Origin of the sequence: Pseudomonas edaphica (genome assembly GCF_965277385.1) — a bacterium.
In the GTDB taxonomy this organism is placed as follows: Bacteria; Pseudomonadota; Gammaproteobacteria; order Pseudomonadales; family Pseudomonadaceae; genus Aquipseudomonas; species Aquipseudomonas edaphica.
The window spans coordinates 5,213,798-5,233,765 of record NZ_OZ255725.1 but is presented as its reverse complement, the minus strand read 5'-3'; the positions used below and the strand labels follow the sequence as shown (position 1 = coordinate 5,233,765).

General features: G+C 63.1%; 8 protein-coding genes. 4 read left to right on the top strand and 4 right to left on the bottom strand.

Features of this window, described 5'->3' with window-relative positions; genetic code table 11:
- Window positions 1-147 precede the first annotated feature (147 nt).
- Genes dsbD through dsbG form a run of 3 tightly spaced genes read left to right on the top strand, consistent with a single transcriptional unit; the run spans window position 148 to window position 3,466 of the window.
- On the top strand, window positions 148-1,875 hold the full coding sequence (gene dsbD / locus ACQY47_RS23870; protein WP_169984801.1) for a protein-disulfide reductase DsbD: 1,728 nt from the start codon (window positions 148-150) through the stop codon (window positions 1,873-1,875).
- Window positions 1,875-2,726, top strand: a complete 852-nt coding sequence (locus ACQY47_RS23865; RefSeq protein WP_017134985.1) for a TlpA disulfide reductase family protein — start codon at window positions 1,875-1,877, stop codon at window positions 2,724-2,726. The genes dsbD and ACQY47_RS23865 overlap by 1 nt, the downstream gene beginning before the upstream one ends.
- Entirely contained in the window at window positions 2,702-3,466 is a 765-nt protein-coding gene (gene dsbG / locus ACQY47_RS23860) for a thiol:disulfide interchange protein DsbG (protein ID WP_428552442.1), read from the top strand. Before ACQY47_RS23865 ends, dsbG begins: the two co-directional genes overlap by 25 nt.
- Before the next feature lie 117 nt (window positions 3,467-3,583).
- Here dsbG and ACQY47_RS23855 read toward each other — a convergent pair whose 3' ends face one another.
- A complete protein-coding gene (locus ACQY47_RS23855) occupies window positions 3,584-16,474 on the bottom strand; it encodes a non-ribosomal peptide synthetase (protein WP_428552439.1) in 12,891 nt (4,296 codons plus the stop codon).
- A gap of 51 nt (window positions 16,475-16,525) precedes the next feature.
- The gene (locus ACQY47_RS23850) at window positions 16,526-17,278 is read right to left on the bottom strand and encodes a thioesterase II family protein (RefSeq protein ID WP_428552436.1); all 753 of its coding nucleotides are present in this window, start codon (window positions 17,276-17,278) and stop codon (window positions 16,526-16,528) included.
- Between the two features lie 300 nt (window positions 17,279-17,578).
- On the opposite strand from ACQY47_RS23850, the gene ACQY47_RS23845 reads away from it, so the two are divergent.
- On the top strand, window positions 17,579-18,130 hold the full coding sequence (locus ACQY47_RS23845) for an RNA polymerase factor sigma-70 (RefSeq protein ID WP_005789991.1): 552 nt from the start codon (window positions 17,579-17,581) through the stop codon (window positions 18,128-18,130).
- A 188-nt stretch (window positions 18,131-18,318) separates the two neighbouring features.
- Here the strand turns inward: ACQY47_RS23845 and ACQY47_RS23840 are convergent, their stop codons facing one another.
- Window positions 18,319-19,107 carry a substrate-binding periplasmic protein gene (locus tag ACQY47_RS23840; protein WP_176991392.1) on the bottom strand — a complete coding sequence of 263 codons (789 nt, stop codon included), beginning with the start codon at window positions 19,105-19,107 and terminating at the stop codon, window positions 18,319-18,321.
- 93 nt (window positions 19,108-19,200) lie between these two features.
- Entirely contained in the window at window positions 19,201-19,824 is a 624-nt protein-coding gene (locus ACQY47_RS23835) for a TetR/AcrR family transcriptional regulator (RefSeq protein ID WP_099548899.1), read from the bottom strand.
- Between the last annotated feature and the right edge of the window lie 144 nt (window positions 19,825-19,968).

Here is a 19,968-nt window from a genome sequence, read left to right as displayed (position 1 = left end):
AAGATGGGGGAATTAAAGGTTGGGCGGATTAAGCGCCGATTATGCCGTGAAAACCGGCAGGCTCAGTTTAGAATAGCGCCCGGTTAATCATCGGTTAATCAACGCCACACATTGTGTGCCTAACTTGCATCAAACTAAGGCTTGACCATGCGGTATCTGTTTACCTTTCTGCTGGTGTTATTCGCAGGGTTCGCCCAGGCCGCGCCGGGCAATCCATTCGAGAGCAAACCCGATTTCCTGCCGGTGGGCAAAGCGTTCACCTTTACCTCCGAGCGCCTTGAAAGCGGCGAAACCCAGCTGTATTGGCAGATTGCCGATGGTTATTACCTTTATCAGCAACGCATGAAGTTCGACGGGCTGGCGGAAAAACCCGTGCTGCCGCAAGGCGAAGCCCACAGCGATGAATTCTTCGGCGAACAGCAAGTGTACCGCCAGGGCCTGGAAGTGAAGATCCCGGCGGGCGCCACCGGCCAGCTCAAGCTGGGTTGGCAGGGCTGCGCCGATGCCGGCCTGTGCTACCCGCCGCAATCGATCACTGTAGACCTGGGCGGCAACCCGGCTGTTGCGGCGACCGCACAAGCCCAGGACCAAAGCCTGGCCAGCGGCCTCCAACAGCGCAGCCTGGGTTGGAGCCTGCTGGTGTTCTTCGGCCTGGGCCTGCTGCTGGCATTTGCCCCGTGCTCGCTGCCGATGCTGCCGATCCTCGCGGGTTTGGTGGTCGGCAGCGGCGCCAGCCCCCGTCGCGGCTTTGCCCTGGCCAGCAGCTACGTGGTGTGCATGGCGCTGGTGTATGCGGCGCTCGGCGTACTGGCCGCGCTGCTGGGCGGCAACCTTGCCGCCCTCCTGCAAACGCCGTGGATCCTTGGCAGCTTCGCCGCGCTGTTTGTGATCCTGGCCCTGCCGATGTTCGGCTTCTTTGAACTGCAACTGCCGACCTTCCTGCGTGATCGCCTGGACAACGTCAGCCGCCAGCAAAGCGGTGGCAGCCTGGTCGGCGCCGGTATTCTCGGTGCGCTGTCCGGCCTGTTGGTCGGCCCGTGCATGACCGCGCCACTGGCGGGTGCCCTGCTGTATATCGCCCAGAGCGGCAACGCGCTGCACGGCGGCCTGATCCTGTTCGCCATGGGCATCGGCATCGGTATTCCGCTGTTGCTGCTGGTGACCGTAGGCAACCGTTTCCTGCCCAAGCCGGGCACCTGGATGAACGTGCTCAAGGGCATCTTCGGCTTCCTGTTCCTCGGCACTGCCGTGCTGATGATCCGCCCGGTAGTCGGCGAAAGCCTGTGGCTCGGCCTGTGGGGCGCCTTGGCGCTGGTGATGGCTTACTGCGGCTGGACACTTGCCCGCGAATACGGGCTGGCGGCCAAGGTGTTCGGCGCCGGCTCCTTGGTGCTGGGCCTGTGGGGCGCACTGCTGGTAGTGGGCGCGGCCGGTGGCAGTGACGACCTGTGGCAACCGTTGAAGGTTTACAGCGGCTCCAAGGTTGGCGCTGCACCCAGCGCCCACGATGCGTTCATGACCATCAACGACCCAGCCGTGCTGCAAAGCCAGCTCGACAGCGCCAAGGCCCAGGGCCAGTGGGTGCTGGTGGACTACTACGCCGACTGGTGCGTGTCATGCAAGATCATGGAAAAACAAGTTTTCGGCCAACCCCAGGTGATGGACGCGCTTAAAGACGTGCGCCTGTTGCGCCTGGACGTCACCGCCGACAACGCCGCCAGTCGCGAGCTGCTCGGTCGCTACAAGGTGCCGGGGCCACCGAGCTTCGTGTGGATCGGCCCGGACGGTGAAGAACGTCGCGCCCAACGCATCACCGGCGAAGTGGATGCCGCCGCCTTCCTGCAACGCTGGACGCAAACCCGAGACGCGCGCTGATGCTGACCCTGACCATCGGTACGTTCGCCATCGCCCTGAATCACATCCTGCTGATCAGCGCGCTGATTCTCGCCACGCTGGTGGGTTGGCGCGTGGCCAAGCGTGGCGGTGAAAACCCCGAATCGGTGCTGTTCAGCCTGTTTTTGCTGGGCATGCTGGTGGCACGCTTAAGCTTTGTACTGATGTACTGGAGCGACTACAGCCACGACCCATTGCAGATAGTCGACCTGCGCGACGGCGGCTTCCTGCCCTGGCCCGGCGTGATTGCACTGGTGCTGGGCGCCGTGTTCTACGGCTGGCGCCGCCCGGCCATGCGCACACCGCTGAGTGCCGGGGTAGTCACGGGCCTGGTGTTCTGGGGCCTGACCAGTGTGTCCCTGAGCCTCTACGACAAGGGCGCACAATTGCCGGACATTACCTTGCGCAACGCCAATGGCGACGTGGTGCAACTGGCCGACTACAAAGGCGGGCCGCTGGTGATCAACCTCTGGGCCACCTGGTGCCCGCCGTGCCGCCGTGAAATGCCGGTGCTGGAGCGTGCGCAACACCAACGCCCGGACGTGACCTTCCTGTTCGTCAACCAGGCCGAAAGCATGCAAAGCGTCAGCACCTTTCTCGCCACCCAGGGCCTGACCCTCGACAACGTGCTGTTTGATGCGAGTGGCCGCCTTGGCCAGGCCGTGGGTTCGATGGCCTTGCCGACAACCCTGTTCTACCAAGCCGATGGGCGCCTGATCAACAGCCACCTGGGCGAGTTGTCCCAGGCCAGCCTGGCCCGTGCCATGGAACCCTTCGACACTGCCCCTGCTGCCACAAGGAAACCGACATGCCAAGACTCCGCCACCTGCTGACCCTGCTGACCCTGCTGCCGCTTGCGGCCACACTGGCCCAGGCCGAAGACTGGCCGGCGCCGATCAAACAGATCGAAGCCAAAGGCGCCAAGATCCTCGGCAAGTTCGACGCGCCCAGCGGCCTCACCGGCTACGCCGCGCAATACCAGAACCGTGGCATGGCGCTGTACCTGACCGCGGACGGCAAAAGTGTGCTGGCCGGCAACCTGTACGACGCCCAAGGCAATGACCTGAGCAACGCGCCACTGGAGAAACTGGTGTACGCGCCGATGGCCAAGGAAGTCTGGGCCAAGATGGAACACAGCAACTGGATCCAGGACGGCGACAAAAACGCGCCGCGCACCGTCTACCTGTTCAGTGACCCCAACTGCCCGTACTGCAACATGTTCTGGGAACAGGCACGCCCGTGGGTCAAGGCCGGCAAGGTGCAATTGCGCCACATCATGGTCGGCATCATTCGCGAAGACAGCCCAGGCAAATCCGCCGCGCTGCTGGCCGCCAAAGACCCGCAAAAAGCCCTGGAAGAACACGAAGCCGCCGGCAAGGGCAGCAAATTGCAGGCACTGGACAAGATCCCGGCGGATATCGAAGCCAAGCTCGATGCCAACATGAAGTTGATGGAAGAGCTGGAACTGTCGGCAACGCCAGCGATTTTCTATCTGGATGACAAGGGTGGCTTGCAGCAACAGCAAGGCGCGCCGTCGCCGGACAAGCTGGTGAAGATTCTCGGGCCTAAATAGCCCATCAGATCGCTCCCTACGCTCTGCGTGGGAATGCCTCAGGTGACGCTCTGCGTCACGCTTTGGGACGCAGAGCGTCCTGGGCTGCATTCACACGCAGAGCGTGGGAACGATCAGTTACAAACCCTCCAGCTCCGCCATCAGATCACTCAACCGATCGACCTTCTCTGCACTGATCTCATTGGCCGCCAGGCCGTCGATATACTCGGCCAACTCCGCCACCGTGCTGCATTCGAACATCGCCCGCAGCGGCACATCCCGTTGCAGGGTTTTCTGCACCCGCGAAGCAATCTGCGTGGCCAGCAATGAATGCCCCCCCAGCTCGAAGAAGTTGTCCTGCACGCCTACCCTTTCGACCTTCAACACCTCAGCCCAAATCGCTGCCAGGGTAGCTTCCAGTTCGTTGCGTGGCGCCAGGTAATCCTGGCTGTGCAACTGGCCAATCTCCAGGGCCGGCAGAGCGTTGCGGTCCAGCTTGCCATTGGCGTTCAGCGGCAGGCGGTCAAGCCATAACCAGTGCAGCGGCACCATGTACTCCGGCAGCTCCGCGCGCAGGCGTTGCTTGATGCGGTCCAGGCGCTCGCCTGGATTCAGCGCTGCATCCGTCGCCACCAGGTAACCCACCAAATGTTTGCCGTTGACGCCTTCCTGCACACCCACCGCCGCATCCCGCACATCCGGCTGTTCATGCAGGCGCGCTTCGATTTCACCGAGTTCGATGCGGTAACCGCGAATCTTAACCTGATGGTCGATACGCCCGACATATTCCAGCACACCATCGCTGCGCCGACGCGCCAGGTCACCGGTGCGGTATAGCCGCTCGCCCGGCGCGCCGAACGGGTTCGGCACAAACACCTGGGCGGTGCGCAATGGGTCGCTGACATAACCACGCCCTACGCCCGTGCCTGCCACACACAATTCGCCCACCGCACCTTGCGGCACCAGCTCCAGCGCACCATCAAGCAGGTACAAGCGGTTGTTATCGGTTGGCGTGCCAATCGGCAGATACGTGCCACGGGTCGACGCCAGGTCAACACGGAAGAACGCCACGTCATCCGAACACTCCGCCGGGCCATAAGCATTGACCAAACCAATCTGCGGGTAACGCAGCAACCACTGGTGCGCCAGCTCCGGCGGCATCGCTTCACCCGTCGGCAGCATCCAGCGCAAGCCATCCAGGCTCATGCGCTCCTGGGTCAGCATGCCCTGGATCAGTGACGGCACGCTCTCCAGCACGGTAATACCTTGGGCCTGCACGTGCGCCAACAAACCCTGCGGGTCATGGGCGATGCTGTTCGGCACGATATCCACCCGCGCGCCAAACAGCGGCGCGGCGAGGAACTGCCACACAGAAATATCGAAGCTCTGCGAAGCGGTCTGCGCGATCACATCTGTCTCGCTCAGTTGCAGATACGGCACCTTGCTCAACTGGTTATTGAGCATGCCGCGCTGTTCCACCATCACACCTTTGGGCAAACCCGTGGAGCCAGAGGTGTAGATCACATAGGCGAGGTTATCCGGCGTGCTGTAGATGCCTGGGTTTTCGCCACGGCCGGGCACTTCTTCCCATACCAGCAACTGGCAGTCGGTGCCGTCCAGCAATTCAATCGCCTGCTCGCGGCACGCCTCGGTGCACACCAGCAACGGCGTGCGGCTCAGGTCGATGATGCGGCTCAGCCGCTGGCTTGGCAGGCCTGGGTCCAGCGGCAGGTAACCGGCACCAGCCTTGAAGCTGCCGATGATCATGCCGAGCAAATCCAGGTTACGCTCGGCCAGCAGCGCCACCGGCTGATCCAGCCCGACACCGGCCTCGATCAGCGCGTAGCCCAAGCCGTTGCTGCGACGGTTCAATTCATCGTAGGTCCATTGCTGGTCGAGGCAACTGGCAGCGATGCGCTGCGGATGTTGCGCCACCTGCACTTCGAACAACTCGACATAGCTGCGTTCCAGCGGGTAGTCATGCTCGCTCTGGTTGCAGCCGTCGACCAGGAACGCCCGCTCTTGCTCGCCGATCAGCGGCAAGTCCGCCATGTCGCCATGGAAGCCCTGCACCAACGCCAGCAGCAGGCGCTTGAACTCGCCCAGCATGCCTTGCACGGTGGTTTCATCGAAATAACGCTGGTCGTAGGACAGGTGCAAGCCGAGGTCATCGCCCGGATAACACACGGCCGTCAGCGGAAAGTTGGTGTGGGTGCGGCCGGAGTCCGAGGTGGCATTCAGGCTTTGCGCACGGTCCAGCACCGAGACTTCCACCGGTGCGTTTTCAAACACGAACAGGCTGTCGAACAGCGGCTGGCCTTTAGGCAATTCGCTGTGTTCCTGGATAGTCACCAGCGGCAGGTATTCGTATTCGCGCAGTTGCATATTGCTGTCGAGCAAGCCGCTCAGCCACTGACGCACACTGCAAGTCTGGTCGTCTTCCGGCAGTTTCACCCGCAGCGCGATGCTGTTGATGAACAGGCCGACAGTGCGTTGCATCTCGGGCATCTCCACCGGCCGCCCGGCGACGGTGACGCCAAACAGCACGTCACGATCACCGCTCAAACGCCGCAGCACCAAGGCCCACGCCGCTTGGGCGAAGGTGTTGACGGTGAGTTGATGGGCCTGGGCCAATTCGCGCAATTGCGCACCGTCGCGGGCATCCAGGCGGGTGTAGCAATCGCCTACCACCATGCCGCCGCTGTGGCCTGCGTGTTCACGCAGGAATGGCCGGTCGCTCGGGATCGGCGTGGTGCGCTCGAAGCCTTGCAGGTTCTGTTGCCACCACTGGCGCGCTTCATTGAGGTTCTGGCGTTGCAGCCAGGCGATGTAATCGCGGTAGCGCGGCGGCGTGGCCAATTGCGCATCGCGGCCCTCGCCCAGGGCCATGTAGATGTCGAAGAAATCATTCATCAGCAACGAGCGGCACCAGGCATCGATCAGGATGTGGTGGTTGCTCATCATGAACCAGTAGCGCGCCTCGCCCACGCGGATCAGCCGCAGGTGGAACGGCGCCTGGTTGAGCAGATCAAAACCGGCCTCGCGCTCGGCCTTGAGCAAGGCTTGCAGACGCGGCTCCTGCTCGGCTTCGGGGTCATGGCTCCAATCCAGATACTCAATCGGCGTGCTGCCCGGCTTGTGGATCACCTGCAGCATGTCCTCGCCGACGTTCCAGCAGAACGACGCACGCAAGGCTTCATGCCGGGCGATCACCGCCTGCCAGGCCTGAGCGAAACGCTCGGGGTCGAGGGCGCTGTTGATGCGGTAGCGGTCCTGCATGTAGTAGAGGCCGGTGCCCGGCTCCAGCAAGGTGTGCAGCAGCAGGCCTTCCTGCATTGGCGTCAGCGGGTAGACGTCTTCGATGACGTTGGCCGGCACCGGCAGGCTGTCGAGCTGCGATTGAGTCAGGTGCGCCAACGGGAAGTCGGACGGCGTAAGGCCACCCGCCTCGTCGTTGAGGCAATGCGCGATCAGGCTTTGCAGCTCGCTCAAGTACCCATCCGCCAGTTCACGGATGGTCTGTGGGTCATGGCGCTCACGGCTGAAGGTCCAGCGCAGCACCAATTCGCCGCCGTACACCTGGCTGTCGACACTCAGCTCGTTGGGCAGCGGCGCATCCGGGTCGTGGGCCAGGCCCGCCGATTCATCCAGCGGGTGGAACAGTGCATCGGCGCCGAAGCTCTGGTCGAACTGGCCGAGGTAGTTGAAGGTGATCTGCGCCGTTGGCAATGCGGCCATGGTCTGTTTGCACTGATCGTCCGCCAGGTAACGCAGCACGCCATAACCCAGGCCTTTGTGCGGCACGCCGCGCAGTTGTTCCTTGATGGCCTTGATCGAGTCGCCCTGCCCGGCTTGCGGTGTCAGGCGCAACGGGTAAGCACTGGTGAACCAGCCGACGCTGCGGGTCAGGTCGATTTCATCGAACAGGGTTTCACGGCCATGGCCTTCCAGTTGGATCAAGGTCGAGGCGTGCCCCGTCCAGCGGCACAGCACGCGGGCCAAGGCGGTCAGCAGCAGGTCGTTGACTTGGGTGCGATACGCGCTCGGCGCCTGTTGCAGCAACTGTCGGGTATGGTCGGCACCCAGGCGCACGCTGACGGTCTCAGCCTCGCAATTGCGCAGTGCACCCTGTGGACGCGCCACTGGCAATTCCACCGCAGGACCGGCCAGTTGGTCTTGCCACAGGCTCAACTCTTCGCGCAGGGATTCGCTGCCGGCATAAGCGCGCAGACGCGCGGCCCAATCGCGCAATGCGCTGGTCTTGGCGGGCAGGCTGACGGACTGGCCGTCGCTCAACTGGCGGTAAACCGTTTGCAGGTCCTCCAGCAGTACGCGCCACGACACGCCGTCTACCACCAGGTGATGAATCACGATCAGCAGGCGTTGCTGGCCTTGCGAGCCGTCCACCAGCAAGGCGCGCAACAGCGGGCCATGCTCAAGGTCGAGGCTGCGTTGGGTGTCAGTGAACAGCTCAGTGCAGGCCTGCATATCGCGCACTTGCGCCTGCATCAGCACGCCGCCTTGGGGCACGGCCAGGTGCTCGGCATGCCAGTGTGCGTCGCGCGTGGAGAAGCTCAGGCGCAAGGCGTCGTGATGCTCCAGCACCGCCAGCAGTGCTTGCTCCAGGCGATGGGGCTCCAGCAATTGCAGCGGCTTGAGCAGCAATGCCTGGTTCCAGTGCTGACGGTTGGGGATCTCGGTATCAAAGAACCAATGCTGGATCGGCGTCAGGCCCGAGCTGCCAGTGAGCAGCCCCTGCTCGGCTGTCACTTGCTCGGAGCGCGTAGCCACGGCGGCCAGGGTTTGCACGGTCTGGTGCTGGAACAAATCCCGTGGGCTGAAATGAATCCCGGCCTGCCGCGCACGGCTGACCACCTGGATCGACAGGATCGAGTCACCACCCAGTTCAAAGAAGTTATCGTCCAGGCCGACTTGCTGCACGTTCAACACCGCGCACCAAATGGCCGCCAGGCTTTGCTCCAGCTCATTGCGTGGCGCCACGTAGGTTTGGCGATTGGCCTCAGGATCGGGCTGCGGCAAGGCGCGGCGGTCGAGCTTGCCGTTGGCCGTGAGCGGCATGCTGTCGAGCACGATCAGGTGCGCGGGCACCATATAGTCCGGCAGTTGCGCCTTGAGGTGCGCCTTCAGCGCTTCGCGCAAGGTGGCAGGGTCGGCGTCGCTGACCAGATAGGCCGCCAGCTGTTTACCACTGGCTGAATCCAGCGCCAGCACCACTGCTTCGCGCACGGCTGGGTGCTCCAGCAAGCGCGTTTCGATTTCACCCAGCTCGATGCGGAAACCGCGAATCTTCACTTGATGGTCGATACGGCCCAGGTACTCCACCAAGCCATCGGCGCGTTGGCGCACCAGGTCGCCGGTGCGGTACAAACGGCCGCCATTGGCAGCAAACGGATCAGCGACAAAACGCTCGGCCGTCATGCCCGCACGTTCGTGATAACCCTGGGCCAGACCGGCCCCGCCGACATACAGCTCACCGGTCGCGCCTTGGGGCACCAGCGCCAGGTCGGCGTCGAGAATATAGGCCACGCGAGCACCGATGATGCTGCCGATCGGCACGCTGGCGGCGCCCTCTTCCAACACCTGCGGCGCCAGGCTGGCGAGCGGCATCACCACGGTTTCGGTCGGGCCATAGGCGTTGAAAAACAGCTCTGGCTGGAACGCCGCACGAATCCGCTGCAAGTGCTCGCCGGTCAGCGCCTCGCCGCCGGTGATGCACATGCGCACCGGCAAGGTCTGTTGCTGGGTCGCCAGCCATTGCGCCAATTGGCTGCCGTAGCTGGGGGTAAAGCCGAGGATATTGATGCCATGGGCACGGATCAGCGCGCAGATTTCTTCGGCATCCCACTGGCCTTGGGCGCGCAACACCACTTGCGCACCACTGAGCAGCGGCACCAGCAAACGCTCAGTGGCGGCGTCGAAGTTGATGGAATAAAAGTGCAGCTCGCAATCATCCGCGCGCATGCCAAAGCGCTCGATCACGGCCTGGCAATGCATGGCGATTTCAGCGTGGGACACCACCACGCCTTTGGGTTTACCGGTGGAGCCGGAGGTGTAGATCAGGTACGCCTGATGTTGCGGCAGGCTGATAAAGGGCAGCGCGTCGGCGGGGTAATTGGCCAACACCGGCAAGTCATCTTCCAGGCACCAGCACGCCACGGTAGCAGGCAGTTCGCCAAGGGCTCCGAACATCGCCGCATCACTGAGCAGCAGGCCGATGCCGCTGTCTTCGATCATGTAGTGCAGGCGGTCGAGCGGGTATTCCGGGTCCAGCGGCACATAAGCGCCGCCAGCCTTGAGGATCGCCAGCAGGCCGATGACCATTTCCAGCGAGCGCGGCAGCGCCAGGCCGACCCGCACCTGCGGGCCAACGCCGCGCTCGCGCAGCATCCAGGCCAGGCGGTTGGCGCGTTCATCCAGTTCGCGATAGCTGAGCGTGACCCCGGCAAAGGTCAACGCCGCTGCATCGGGGCGGGCCAATACTTGTTGGCTGAACAGTGGGTGAATGCACTGATCCAGACGGTGTTCACCCGCCTCGATACCCAGGCTGCTCTGCAAGGCGCGCTGCTCAGTGGCCGTCAGCAAGGGCAACTCGCTCAGACGCTGTTGCGGGTTGGCGATCAACGCTTCCAACAGGTTTTGCCAATGTGCGGCCATCCGCGCAATACGCGGCTGGTCGAACAAGTCGGTGCTGTAGGTCAGGCAGCAACCCAGCCGATGGTCGAGGTCGGTGACTTCCAGGTTGAGGTCGAACTTGGTCGCCCGCGCATCGTTGACCAGGTACTCAACCGTCATGCCCGCCAGTTGGCGGCTCTGCTGGAATTCCCAACGCTGCACGTTGCACATCACCTGGAACAGCGGGTTATACGCCGCGCTGCGCGATGGTTGCAGGGCTTCCACCAGATGATCGAATGGCAGGTCCTGGTGAGACTGGCCTTCGATCACGGTATGGCGCACCTGCTCGAACAACTCGGCCACATTCATCTGCCCATTGAGCTGGCAACGCAGCACCTGGGTGTTGAGGAATGCGCCGATCAGCCCTTCGCTTTCCGGGCGAATGCGGTTGGCCACCGGCGCGCCGATGCGCAGGTCGGTCTGGCCGCTGTAGCGGTAGAGCAGCACCGCCAGGGTGGCGGTCATGGTCATGAACAGGGTCAGGCCGCGTTCGGCGTTAAAGGCGCGAACGCGAGCGGCCAAGTCATCGCTCAGGTCAAAGCGGTACAGCTCGCCCTGATGGCTTTGCACCAGCGGCCGTGGGCGGTCGGCGGGCAGTTCAAGCAACGGATGCTCGTGGCCCAGCTGTGCGGTCCAGTAGTCCAGTTGGCGTTGGCACTCGCCAGCCTCCAGCCACTGGCGCTGCCACACGCTGTAGTCGAGGTATTGCACCGCCAGCGGCGCCAGCGGCGAGTCGCGTTCGTCGATAAACGCCTCGTACAGCGCGCCGAGCTCACGGGCGAAGATGTCCATGGCCCAGCCTTCGGTGACGATATGGTGCAGGGTCAGCACGAAGTAGTGCTCTTGCTCGCCGGCCTTGACCACGCAGGCCCGCAACAGCGGCCCGGTTTCCAGGTTGAACGGCGTGTGAGCTTCCTGATCGGCGAAATCTTGCAGGCGCTGCTGACGCTCGGTTTCATTGAGCGCGGAGAAATCCTGCCAGCCCATGCGCATACCGGTTTGCGGCGAAACCTTTTGGTACGCCACGCCATCGACGCTCGGGAAGGTGGTGCGCAGGGTTTCGTGACGCATGATCAAGGCTTGCAACGCCGCCTCAAAACGCCCCACATCCAGCACGCCGCGCAGACGCGCCATGCCGCCGACGTTGTAGGCCGGGCTGTCGGGCTCCATCTGCCAGAGGAACCACATGCGCTGCTGGGAATAGGACAGCGGCACCCGCGCGCTGCGGTCGACCCGGGCGATAGCGGTTTGCTGATTGCGTTGGCCCGAAGCCTGGATCGCGCCCACTTGCTCGGCAAACGCCCCCAGTTCACTGGCTTCGAACAAGGTGCGCAACGGCAACTCGACGTCGCAGGCCTGGCGGGTGCGGGAGATGATTTGCGTGGCCAGCAACGAGTGGCCGCCGAGGGCAAAAAAGTCGTCGCGCAGGCCGATACGTGGCAAGCCCAGCACTTCGCGCCAGATCGCGGCAATCTGCTGCTGCAACGGCGTTGCAGGCTCGATGTGCTCGCGGGTTTGCCACACAGGCTCTGGTAATGCGCGGCGGTCGAGTTTGCCGCTGGGGCTCAGGGGCATGGCGTCCAGACGCATCAGCAAGGCGGGCACCATGTACTCCGGCAGCTCGGCGGCCAAGGCGGTTTTTACCTCCTGCTCGGTAAGCTTCGCAGGCGCGGTGTAGTAACCGATCAACTGCGCATCACGCACCAGCACCACGGCTTGGGCGATGCCGTCCAGCGCCAGCATCCGGGCTTCGATTTCTTCCGGCTCCACACGGAACCCACGCAGTTTGACCTGTTGATCAAGGCGGCCGAGGTATTCGAGTACACCCTCGGCGCCCCAACGCACACGGTCACCGGTGCGATACAGGCGTGTGCCGGGTGCGCCCAACGGGTCAGCCACAAATCGCTCGGCGGTCAGCCCGGCGCGGCCAAGATAACCGCGCGCCAGGCCGATGCCGCCGATGCACAGTTCGCCCGGCACACCGGCCGGCAATGGGTTGAGTTGCTCATCCAGCACGCGGCAGATCACATTGCCCAGCGGCCGGCCGATGGGCGAGCGTTCGCCATCCGCAACCTGGCAATGCCAGTGGGTCACGTTGATCGCGGTTTCAGTCGGGCCGTACCGGTTGTGCAGTTGCACCGCCGGCAGCTGCGCCAATACGCGGTTACGCAGCTCGGCAGGCAAGGCTTCACCGCCGGAGAACAGACGCCGCAGGCTGGTGCACTCAGTCACCAACGGCTCATCGATAAACAGCTGCAGCAGCGGCGGCACAAAGTGCAGCGTGGTCACGCCGTGTTCCTGTACCAGCTGCGCAATGCGGTGCGGATCGCGATGTTCGCCAGGGCCGGCCAGCACCAGGCGGCAGCCGCTGATCAGTGGCCAGAAGCACTCCCACACCGATACGTCAAAGCTGATCGGCGCCTTTTGCATCAGCACATCGGTGTCGTTGAGTTGATAGGTGGCCTGCATCCACTGCAAGCGCTCGGCCAGGGCCGCATGGGTATTGCCCACGCCTTTGGGCTGGCCGGTGGAGCCGGAGGTGTAGATCACGTAGGCGAGGTTGTCTCCATTCAAGTGCAGGCCCGGCGCCTGGGTCGGCCAGCTGTCCAGGTGCAGGCTGTCCATGGCGATCACGCACACGCCCTCGGTGGCCGGCAGCAGTTCAAGCAGTGCGGTTTGGGTCAGCAGCAGGTGCACGCCGCTGTCCTTGAGCATGTAGGCCAGGCGGTCGGCGGGGTAATCCGGATCGAGCGGCACATAGGCGCCACCGGCCTTGATGATTGCCAACAGGCCAATCAGCAGCTGCGGCGAACGCTCGGCGGCGATGGCCACGCACACATCCGGGCCGACGCCCTTGTCACGCAGGTAGTGGGCCAGGCGGTTGGCCTGGGTGTGCAGTTGGGCGAAGGTCAGGCTGCCGCCTTGCCAGACCAGTGCGGCGTTGTCAGAGATCTGTTGGCTGAGCAGCTCGGGCAGCCACTGCCGGGCCGGGGCACACGGGGCTTCGCTCCATGGCTGCTGCTCGTCTGTGTGCATCAGCTTGAGGTCGCCGATGGCTTGCTCCGGCTGCTCGCACACCGCGTGCAGCAGGTTGATGAAGTGCTCGGCGAGGCGCTGGATGGTCGCGCTGTCGAACAGCTCATCGGCGTAGTCGAACGCCAGGCTCAAACGCCCGTTGCGGTCTTCTTCAGTGTGCAGTTGCAGGTCGAACTTGGCTTCGCGACTGTGCCATGGCAGCTCATCGGCAAGCATGCCCGGCAAGCGGCGCAAGGCGCTCAAGTCGCGCTGCTGGTGGTTGAACATAACCTGGAACAGGCCTTGTTCGCGGGCCTGGGGGAAGGCTTCCAGCAGTTGTTCGAAGGGCAGGTCCTGGTGAGCCTGGGCGCCCAGCGCAGCCTGGCGCGTGGCAGCCAACAGCTGATTGAATGGCAGGCGCCCGTCCAGCTCAACGCGCAACACCAAGGTGTTGATGAAGAAGCCAATCAGGCCTTGGGTTTCCTGGCGCGGGCGGTTGGCGTTGGGCACGCCGATGCGAATATCGCGCTGGCCGCTGTAGCGGTAGAGCAGGCTCTGGAACGCCGCCAGCAACAACATGAACGGTGTGGAATCGTGAGCTTGCGCGGCCTGGCGAATGGCTTCGCTGAGCGCTGCGTTCAAGCGCACGCTATGGCGCGAGGCACTGTGGGTGTGCTGCGCAGAGCGTGGATGGTCGGTGGCCAGGCTCAGGGCCGGGTGCTCATCACCCAGTTGCGCCTGCCAATAGGCCAATTGCCGCTGGCCTTCGCCTTCGGCCAGCCATTGGCGCTGCCAACTGCCGTAGTCGGCGTATTGCAGGGCCAGTGGCGGCAGCTCCAGGGTTTGGCCCTGGGTCGCGGCGGCGTAGAGGCGCGAGAACTCGTCGATCAGAATATTGAGCGACCAACCGTCGGCGATGATGTGATGCAAGGTCACCAGCAGTTGGTGATCTTCATCGTCCAGGCGCACCAGCGTCACCCACAGCAACGGGCCTTTTTCCAGGTCGAACCGGGTGCGCGCTTCGTCTTCGCGGATCTGCTGCGCGCGGGCTTCGCGTTCGGCGCTTGGCAGGTCGCTGAGGTCGATCACTTGCAGCTCGAAACCGGTGTTGGCCTCGACGCGCTGGAAGGCTTGGCCATCGCGCTCATAGAAGCGCGTGCGCAGGGCTTCGTGGCGCTGGATCAACTGCTGGAAGCTGGCGCGCACGGCATCTTCGTCCAGCTCGCCGCGCAACCGCAGGGCGCCGGGGATGGTGTAGGCGCTGCTGTGCGGGTCCAGTTGCCAGGTGATCCACAGGCGGTTCTGTGCCAGGGATTGCGGCAAGTCTGCCTGGCGTGACAAGGCCTGGATCGCGCCTTGGGCAATGCCGCCGTCTTGCTGCAATTGCGCCACATTGGCGGCGAACGCCGAAAGCGTCGGCGCCTCGAACAGCAGGCGCAGGTTCAGCTCCAGGCCCAGGCTTTCACGCAGGCGCGCGACCACCTGGGTGGCGGTGATGGAGTTGCCGCCGAGCAGGAAGAAGTGGTCATCGGCCGCGACCGTTGCGACCTGCAACTGCTCGCACCAGATCGCTGCAATCTGTTTTTGCAGCTCGGATTCAAGCAGCGCATCACTGGCCTGGGCTTGCAGATTCGGGAACTGCGCGTAGCTGTCGAGGCTGCCATCGGCATGACGAAGCGCGCAGGCCGAACGCTGCACCTTGCCGCTGGAAGTCTTGGGCAACGCGCCAGGGTTGAGCAGTACCACCACGCTCGGGGCTTCTTGATAGGCCTCGGCCACCGCCTGGCGAATCGCCTTGATCAAGGCCTCGGGCGGCAGGATTTTCTGCACGCTGCGGCTGACTTCTGCGGCAATGCCGATGCCTTCCAGGCCTTGGTGATTCACGGCGAACGCCGCGACCCGGCCTTTGCGCACCACCTCGACTTCGCGCTCGACGGTCTGCTCGATGTCCTGCGGATACAGGTTGTGGCCGCGCACGATCAGCAGGTCTTTAAGGCGACCGGTGATGTACACCTCGCCCTCGCGGATAAAGCCCAGGTCGCCGGTGCGCAGCCAGGTGCGCCCCGCGTGTTGTACAAAGGTTTTGGCACTGGCCTCGGGGTTGCGCCAGTAGCCGTGGGCGATGCTGGGGCCGGCGGCCCAGAGTTCGCCGACACGGTTGTCGGGCAATTCGGTGAGGGTGTGCGGATCGGCGATCAGCACCGCGTGTTCCGGCTGGCTCGTGCCGCAACTCATGATCGCGCTGCCCTGCCCCGGTTCAGCGCGGTTGGCGGCCAGCGCCTGTTCATCCACACGCAACGCGGGGATGCCTTGACCACGGGTGCCACCGGCGACAAACAACGTCGCCTCGGCCAGCCCGTAGGAGGCGAAGAAATTATTCGAGGTGAAACCACAAACGGCAAACTTCTCGGCGAAACGTTCCAGGGTGTCGAGGCGGATCGGCTCGGAGCCCGAATACGCCACGCGCCACTTGCTCAAGTCCAGGCGTTCCAGCGCGGTTTCACTGACCCGCTCACTGCACAGGCGATAGGCGAAATCCGGCCCGCCGCTGATGGTGCCACCGTATTCGCTGATCGCTTCCAGCCAGCGCAATGGGCGGCCGAGGAAGTACGCCGGCGACATCAACACACAGGGCACGCCACTGAAGATCGGTTGCAGCAAGCCGCCGATCAGGCCCATGTCGTGGTACAGCGGCAGCCAGCTGACGATTACATCATCCGGGTGCAGATCAATGCCGAAGCCGCGACGGATCAGCACTTCGTTGGCCACCAGGTTGCCGTGGCTGACTTGCACTCCCTTGGGTAGCGCGGTGGAGCCGGAGGTGTATTGCAGGAAGGCGATGTCGTCCGCTTGCAGTTCGGGCTCGACCCAATTGCCGGCGGTCTGCAGGGTATCGACGCTCAATACCGGCGGCGCGTTCTCGATCTGCGCCAGGCCGTCGGCGAGGCTGGAGATGGTCAGCAGCAGGCGCGGCTCGGCATCGCTGATGATCGACAGCAGCCGCTCCTGATGATGGCGCTTGGTCGACTCCGGCGGATAGGCCGGCACCGCGATGACCCCAGCGTACAGGCAACCAAAGAACGCCGCGACGTAATCCGGGCCGCTGGGGAACAGCAGCACCGCACGGTCGCCCAATGCCGCATTGGCCTGCAAGGCGGCGGCGATGGTGCGGGCGCGCTGGTCTAGGTCGCGGTAACTGAGCACAACGCTGTCGGCGGCGGATTCGGCCAGGAAGCGCAGGGCCACCTGGTCCGGGGTCTGCGCAGCGCGGTGTTGAAGGGACTGGACCAGGGTGCGGGGAAGTTCGAAGGCGTCCATCATGGGGTTCCTGCCTGAAATCGGCTTACGGGAAAATCGGGAATTAGGGCCGTGCTAAACGGCAGCCAGTTGGCGCGCCGCATCATTGCGCCAGCGGGCCAAGTGCTCGTCGGCATAGCGACGCAGGCAGCGCAGCACCGCGCTTTCGTGCTGCACGAGGAAGAAGTGGTGGCCGTCGAACATATCCATGGAGAAGCCGCTGGCGGCATCCAGTTGCCAGTCGAGCAACTGGTCGGCGCGCACACTGTCCTGCTTGCCGCCAAACACATGGATCGGCATGCCCAGTGGCGCGCGCTCGCCATAGGTGAAGCTGCCGCACAGCAGGAAGTCGGCGCGCAGAATCGGCAGCATCAACTGCATCAATTCCGGGTTGCACAGCGCCTCTTCGGCGGTGCCCTGCAGTTCGCGCAGGCGGGCGATCAGTTGTTCATCGGTCTTTTCGATGGCGTATTCGCTCACATCGCGGCGCGCCGGGCCGGCGGTACCGGAAGCAAATAACGCCAGCGGCGCAGGCAGATTGCGTGCTTTCAATGCATGCGCCAGTTCAAATGCCAGCAGGCCGCCCAGGCTGTGGCCGAACAAGGCATAGGGGCTGCCCAGGTCACGACCGATCTCGTCGGCAAGCTGCGCGGCCAAGGTTTTGATATCGCGCTGCAACGGCTCATCCATGCGCATGCCGCGACCCGGCAATTCCAGCGGGCACACCTGCAACCAGTCAGGCAGAGCCCGGCGCCAGCGTGCATAGACCATCGCGCTGGCCCCCGAATAGGGCAGGCAGAACAGGCGCAATCGCGTGGAAACGCTCATTGATCGCGGTCTCCAAACTGAAAAACGCTGCCTGCACGATAAAAACCCATTTCGCCCTCCTGCGGGTGCTGATCCTTGGCCGTTGGCTAACGGGCCTGTCACCCAGAAGAACGGACGGCCCGGGCAAATAATTAGTCGCCGGGAGCGAGGGAGGCGTAGTTCACAGCGAACAAGAAAGCATAAGATTAGTTCGTCTTCTCATTTGACAATCATTATCATTAAGCATAATTTGTTGCCCGATGTGTAGGAGGCCTCAGCAAGGACGCCCTCCCCTAACTCTTTCGCGACAAGGTGATTTCCATGACGGAACAAGTATCCACAGGCAGGTGCGACTCACCCCTTTTGCAGGCATTCGTCGACAATCGACTTATTTTGGTGAAGATCGCCGCCCGGATTACCGGTTGCCGCTCGCGCGCCGAAGACGTCGTGCAGGACGCCTACTTTCGGCTGCAATCAGCACCGACCATCACCTCGTCGTTCAAGGCTCAATTGAGTTATCTGTTCCAGATCGTGCGCAACCTGGCGATCGACCACTACCGCAAGCAGGCCCTGGAGCTCAAATATTCGGGAACGGAAGAGGAAGGCTTGAATGTGGTCATTCACGGCGCTTCACCGGAAACTTCGCATATCAACTTCAACACCCTGGAAAACATCGCTGACGCCCTGACGGAGTTGCCCCAGCGCACCCGCTATGCGTTCGAGATGTACCGCCTGCACGGCGTGCCGCAAAAGGACATCGCCAAGGAGCTGGGCGTTTCCCCAACCCTGGTGAACTTCATGATTCGTGATGCGCTGGTGCATTGCCGCAAGGTGTCGGGCAGCCATAGCGATACGTTTGCACGCAGGGTGTGAAGCTGTAGAGATATGTGGCGAGCAGGCTTGCCCTGCGTTGGGGCGCGAAGCGGCCCTAAAACCGGACACTCGGTCCTAATTGGAAGAGCGCGGTGGCCTTACTGGGGCCGCTTCGCAGCCCAACGCAGGGCAAGCCTGCTCGCCACAACAAGCCAGGTGGCTACAACAGGCCTGCTCAACGCAGATAATCAGGGCACCGGCCTCACATCAATGCGATACGGCTCGAAGATCTTCAACATCTCCCCGCTCTCACGCAGGTGCTTGAGCAGCTCGGCGAACGCCGCGCCGGTGATCGGCGCTTTGGGCCGTACCAGCGCGTAGTGGTGATACACCTGGTCAATCCGCTCCGAGACCAGGAACTGCCCGGCCATGTCCGCATTACGCACCATGAAGTCGCTCAGGTACGAACGCGTGACCAGCGCAATATCGGCACGCCCGCGCGCCACCATCAGCAGGTTGCTGTCATGGGAGTAGGTCAATGTGGCGTTGAAGTGTTCGGCCATGTTCTTGGGGTCGGGGTTGAAACCGGCAAAGGCGTAGTGATAACCGCTGAACACTGCCAGGCGCTTACCGGCGAGGTCGGTGAAATAGCTTTGGTCGCGGCCGGGCTTACGTTGGGCGACGAAGATTTCTGCATCTTCCAACCCCATGTCGACACTGGTGTGGGGAATATCCTGCCAACCCCAGTCGGGGTTTTCGAAGATGGCCATGTCGACCCGACCTTGCTCGAAATCACGAAAGCGCCGTGGAATCGAAGTCGGCACCAACACAAACTGGTAGTCGGTTTGCGCAGCGTTCAGGGCTTCGACCAGTTGCGGCAACAAACCGGTATCGGCGCCCTGCTCGGGCCGAACGGTGTAGGGCGGGAAGTGCGCGGCGCCGATCCTGACCAATTGCGCGGCCGACGCCGGCAGCCACCACGCGGTGCCCAGTGCCCATATAGTCAGTCCTGCAGCCAGCCGCCATGGCGAAAACATTGAGGCACACACCGTTTAACACTCTGATGGCAATAAGCTAGGCGTTTTTGTCAGGGGAGACAACTTTCCGTCGGCAAATTAATAGCTTGCGCCTCAATCAGCTTTAAGCACCATCAACAGCGCCTCCTCGGCCAACTGCTCGAGGGTCAGGCTGCCTTCGGCGCGAAACCAGGTGGTGGTCCAGGACAAGGCGCCGGTCAGGAAGCGTCGAGTGATAAACACATCGCCCCTGATGTAACCCGCCGTCTTGGCCTCGCCCAGCACCTGCAGCCAGATGTCCTCATACACATCGCGCAGCGCCAGCACCTGAGCCTGGCCTTCAGCCGACAGCGAACGCCATTCATAGACCAGCACTGCCATCGCCTCGCCACTGCCACCCATGATCGACTGCAACTCGCAGCGGATCAGCGCCAGCACGCGCTCACGCACGTTGCTGGCCTCTTCAAGTGAAGCGCGCATCATCGCGGTGTTGTAGTGGATGGTTTCCTCCATCACGGCACGCAGGATCTCGTCCTTGCTCTTGAAGTGATGAAAGATACTGCCGGACTGAATGCCCACGGCACTGGCCAAATCACGCACGGTCGTGCGCTCGAAACCCTTGTTGCGAAACAGGTGAGCCGCGGTTTGCAGCAACTTGCCCCGGGCACTGTCGGGGTCGGTCAACTGGCCGCCGTCGACCATGGTGCGCATCACCCGCAGGGCTTTTTGCTCATCCATGCTGCTCTCCTTCATCTCTACTGACGTCTTGGGCGGCAATTTAGGCCGTGGCCGCCAGCCAAGCAAGCGCTTGGGCAAAACTTATCTCAACCGTTTACAAACCAAGCGCTTGCTTGGTAGTCTCGACACCAGCCATCAGAGGAA

Excerpts from the sequence above, each read along its gene's own strand:
- ACQY47_RS23840 (WP_176991392.1), bottom strand. The coding sequence starts at position 19,107 with ATGTTTTCGCCATGGCGGCTGGCTGCAGGACTGACTATATGGGCACTG.
- ACQY47_RS23835 (WP_099548899.1), bottom strand. The coding sequence starts at position 19,824 with ATGGATGAGCAAAAAGCCCTGCGGGTGATGCGCACCATGGTCGACGGC.
- ACQY47_RS23855 (WP_428552439.1), bottom strand. The coding sequence starts at position 16,474 with ATGATGGACGCCTTCGAACTTCCCCGCACCCTGGTCCAGTCCCTTCAA.
- ACQY47_RS23865 (WP_017134985.1), top strand. The coding sequence starts at position 1,875 with ATGCTGACCCTGACCATCGGTACGTTCGCCATCGCCCTGAATCACATC.
- dsbD (WP_169984801.1), top strand. The coding sequence starts at position 148 with ATGCGGTATCTGTTTACCTTTCTGCTGGTGTTATTCGCAGGGTTCGCC.
- ACQY47_RS23850 (WP_428552436.1), bottom strand. The coding sequence starts at position 17,278 with ATGAGCGTTTCCACGCGATTGCGCCTGTTCTGCCTGCCCTATTCGGGG.
- dsbG (WP_428552442.1), top strand. The coding sequence starts at position 2,702 with ATGCCAAGACTCCGCCACCTGCTGACCCTGCTGACCCTGCTGCCGCTT.
- ACQY47_RS23845 (WP_005789991.1), top strand. The coding sequence starts at position 17,579 with ATGACGGAACAAGTATCCACAGGCAGGTGCGACTCACCCCTTTTGCAG.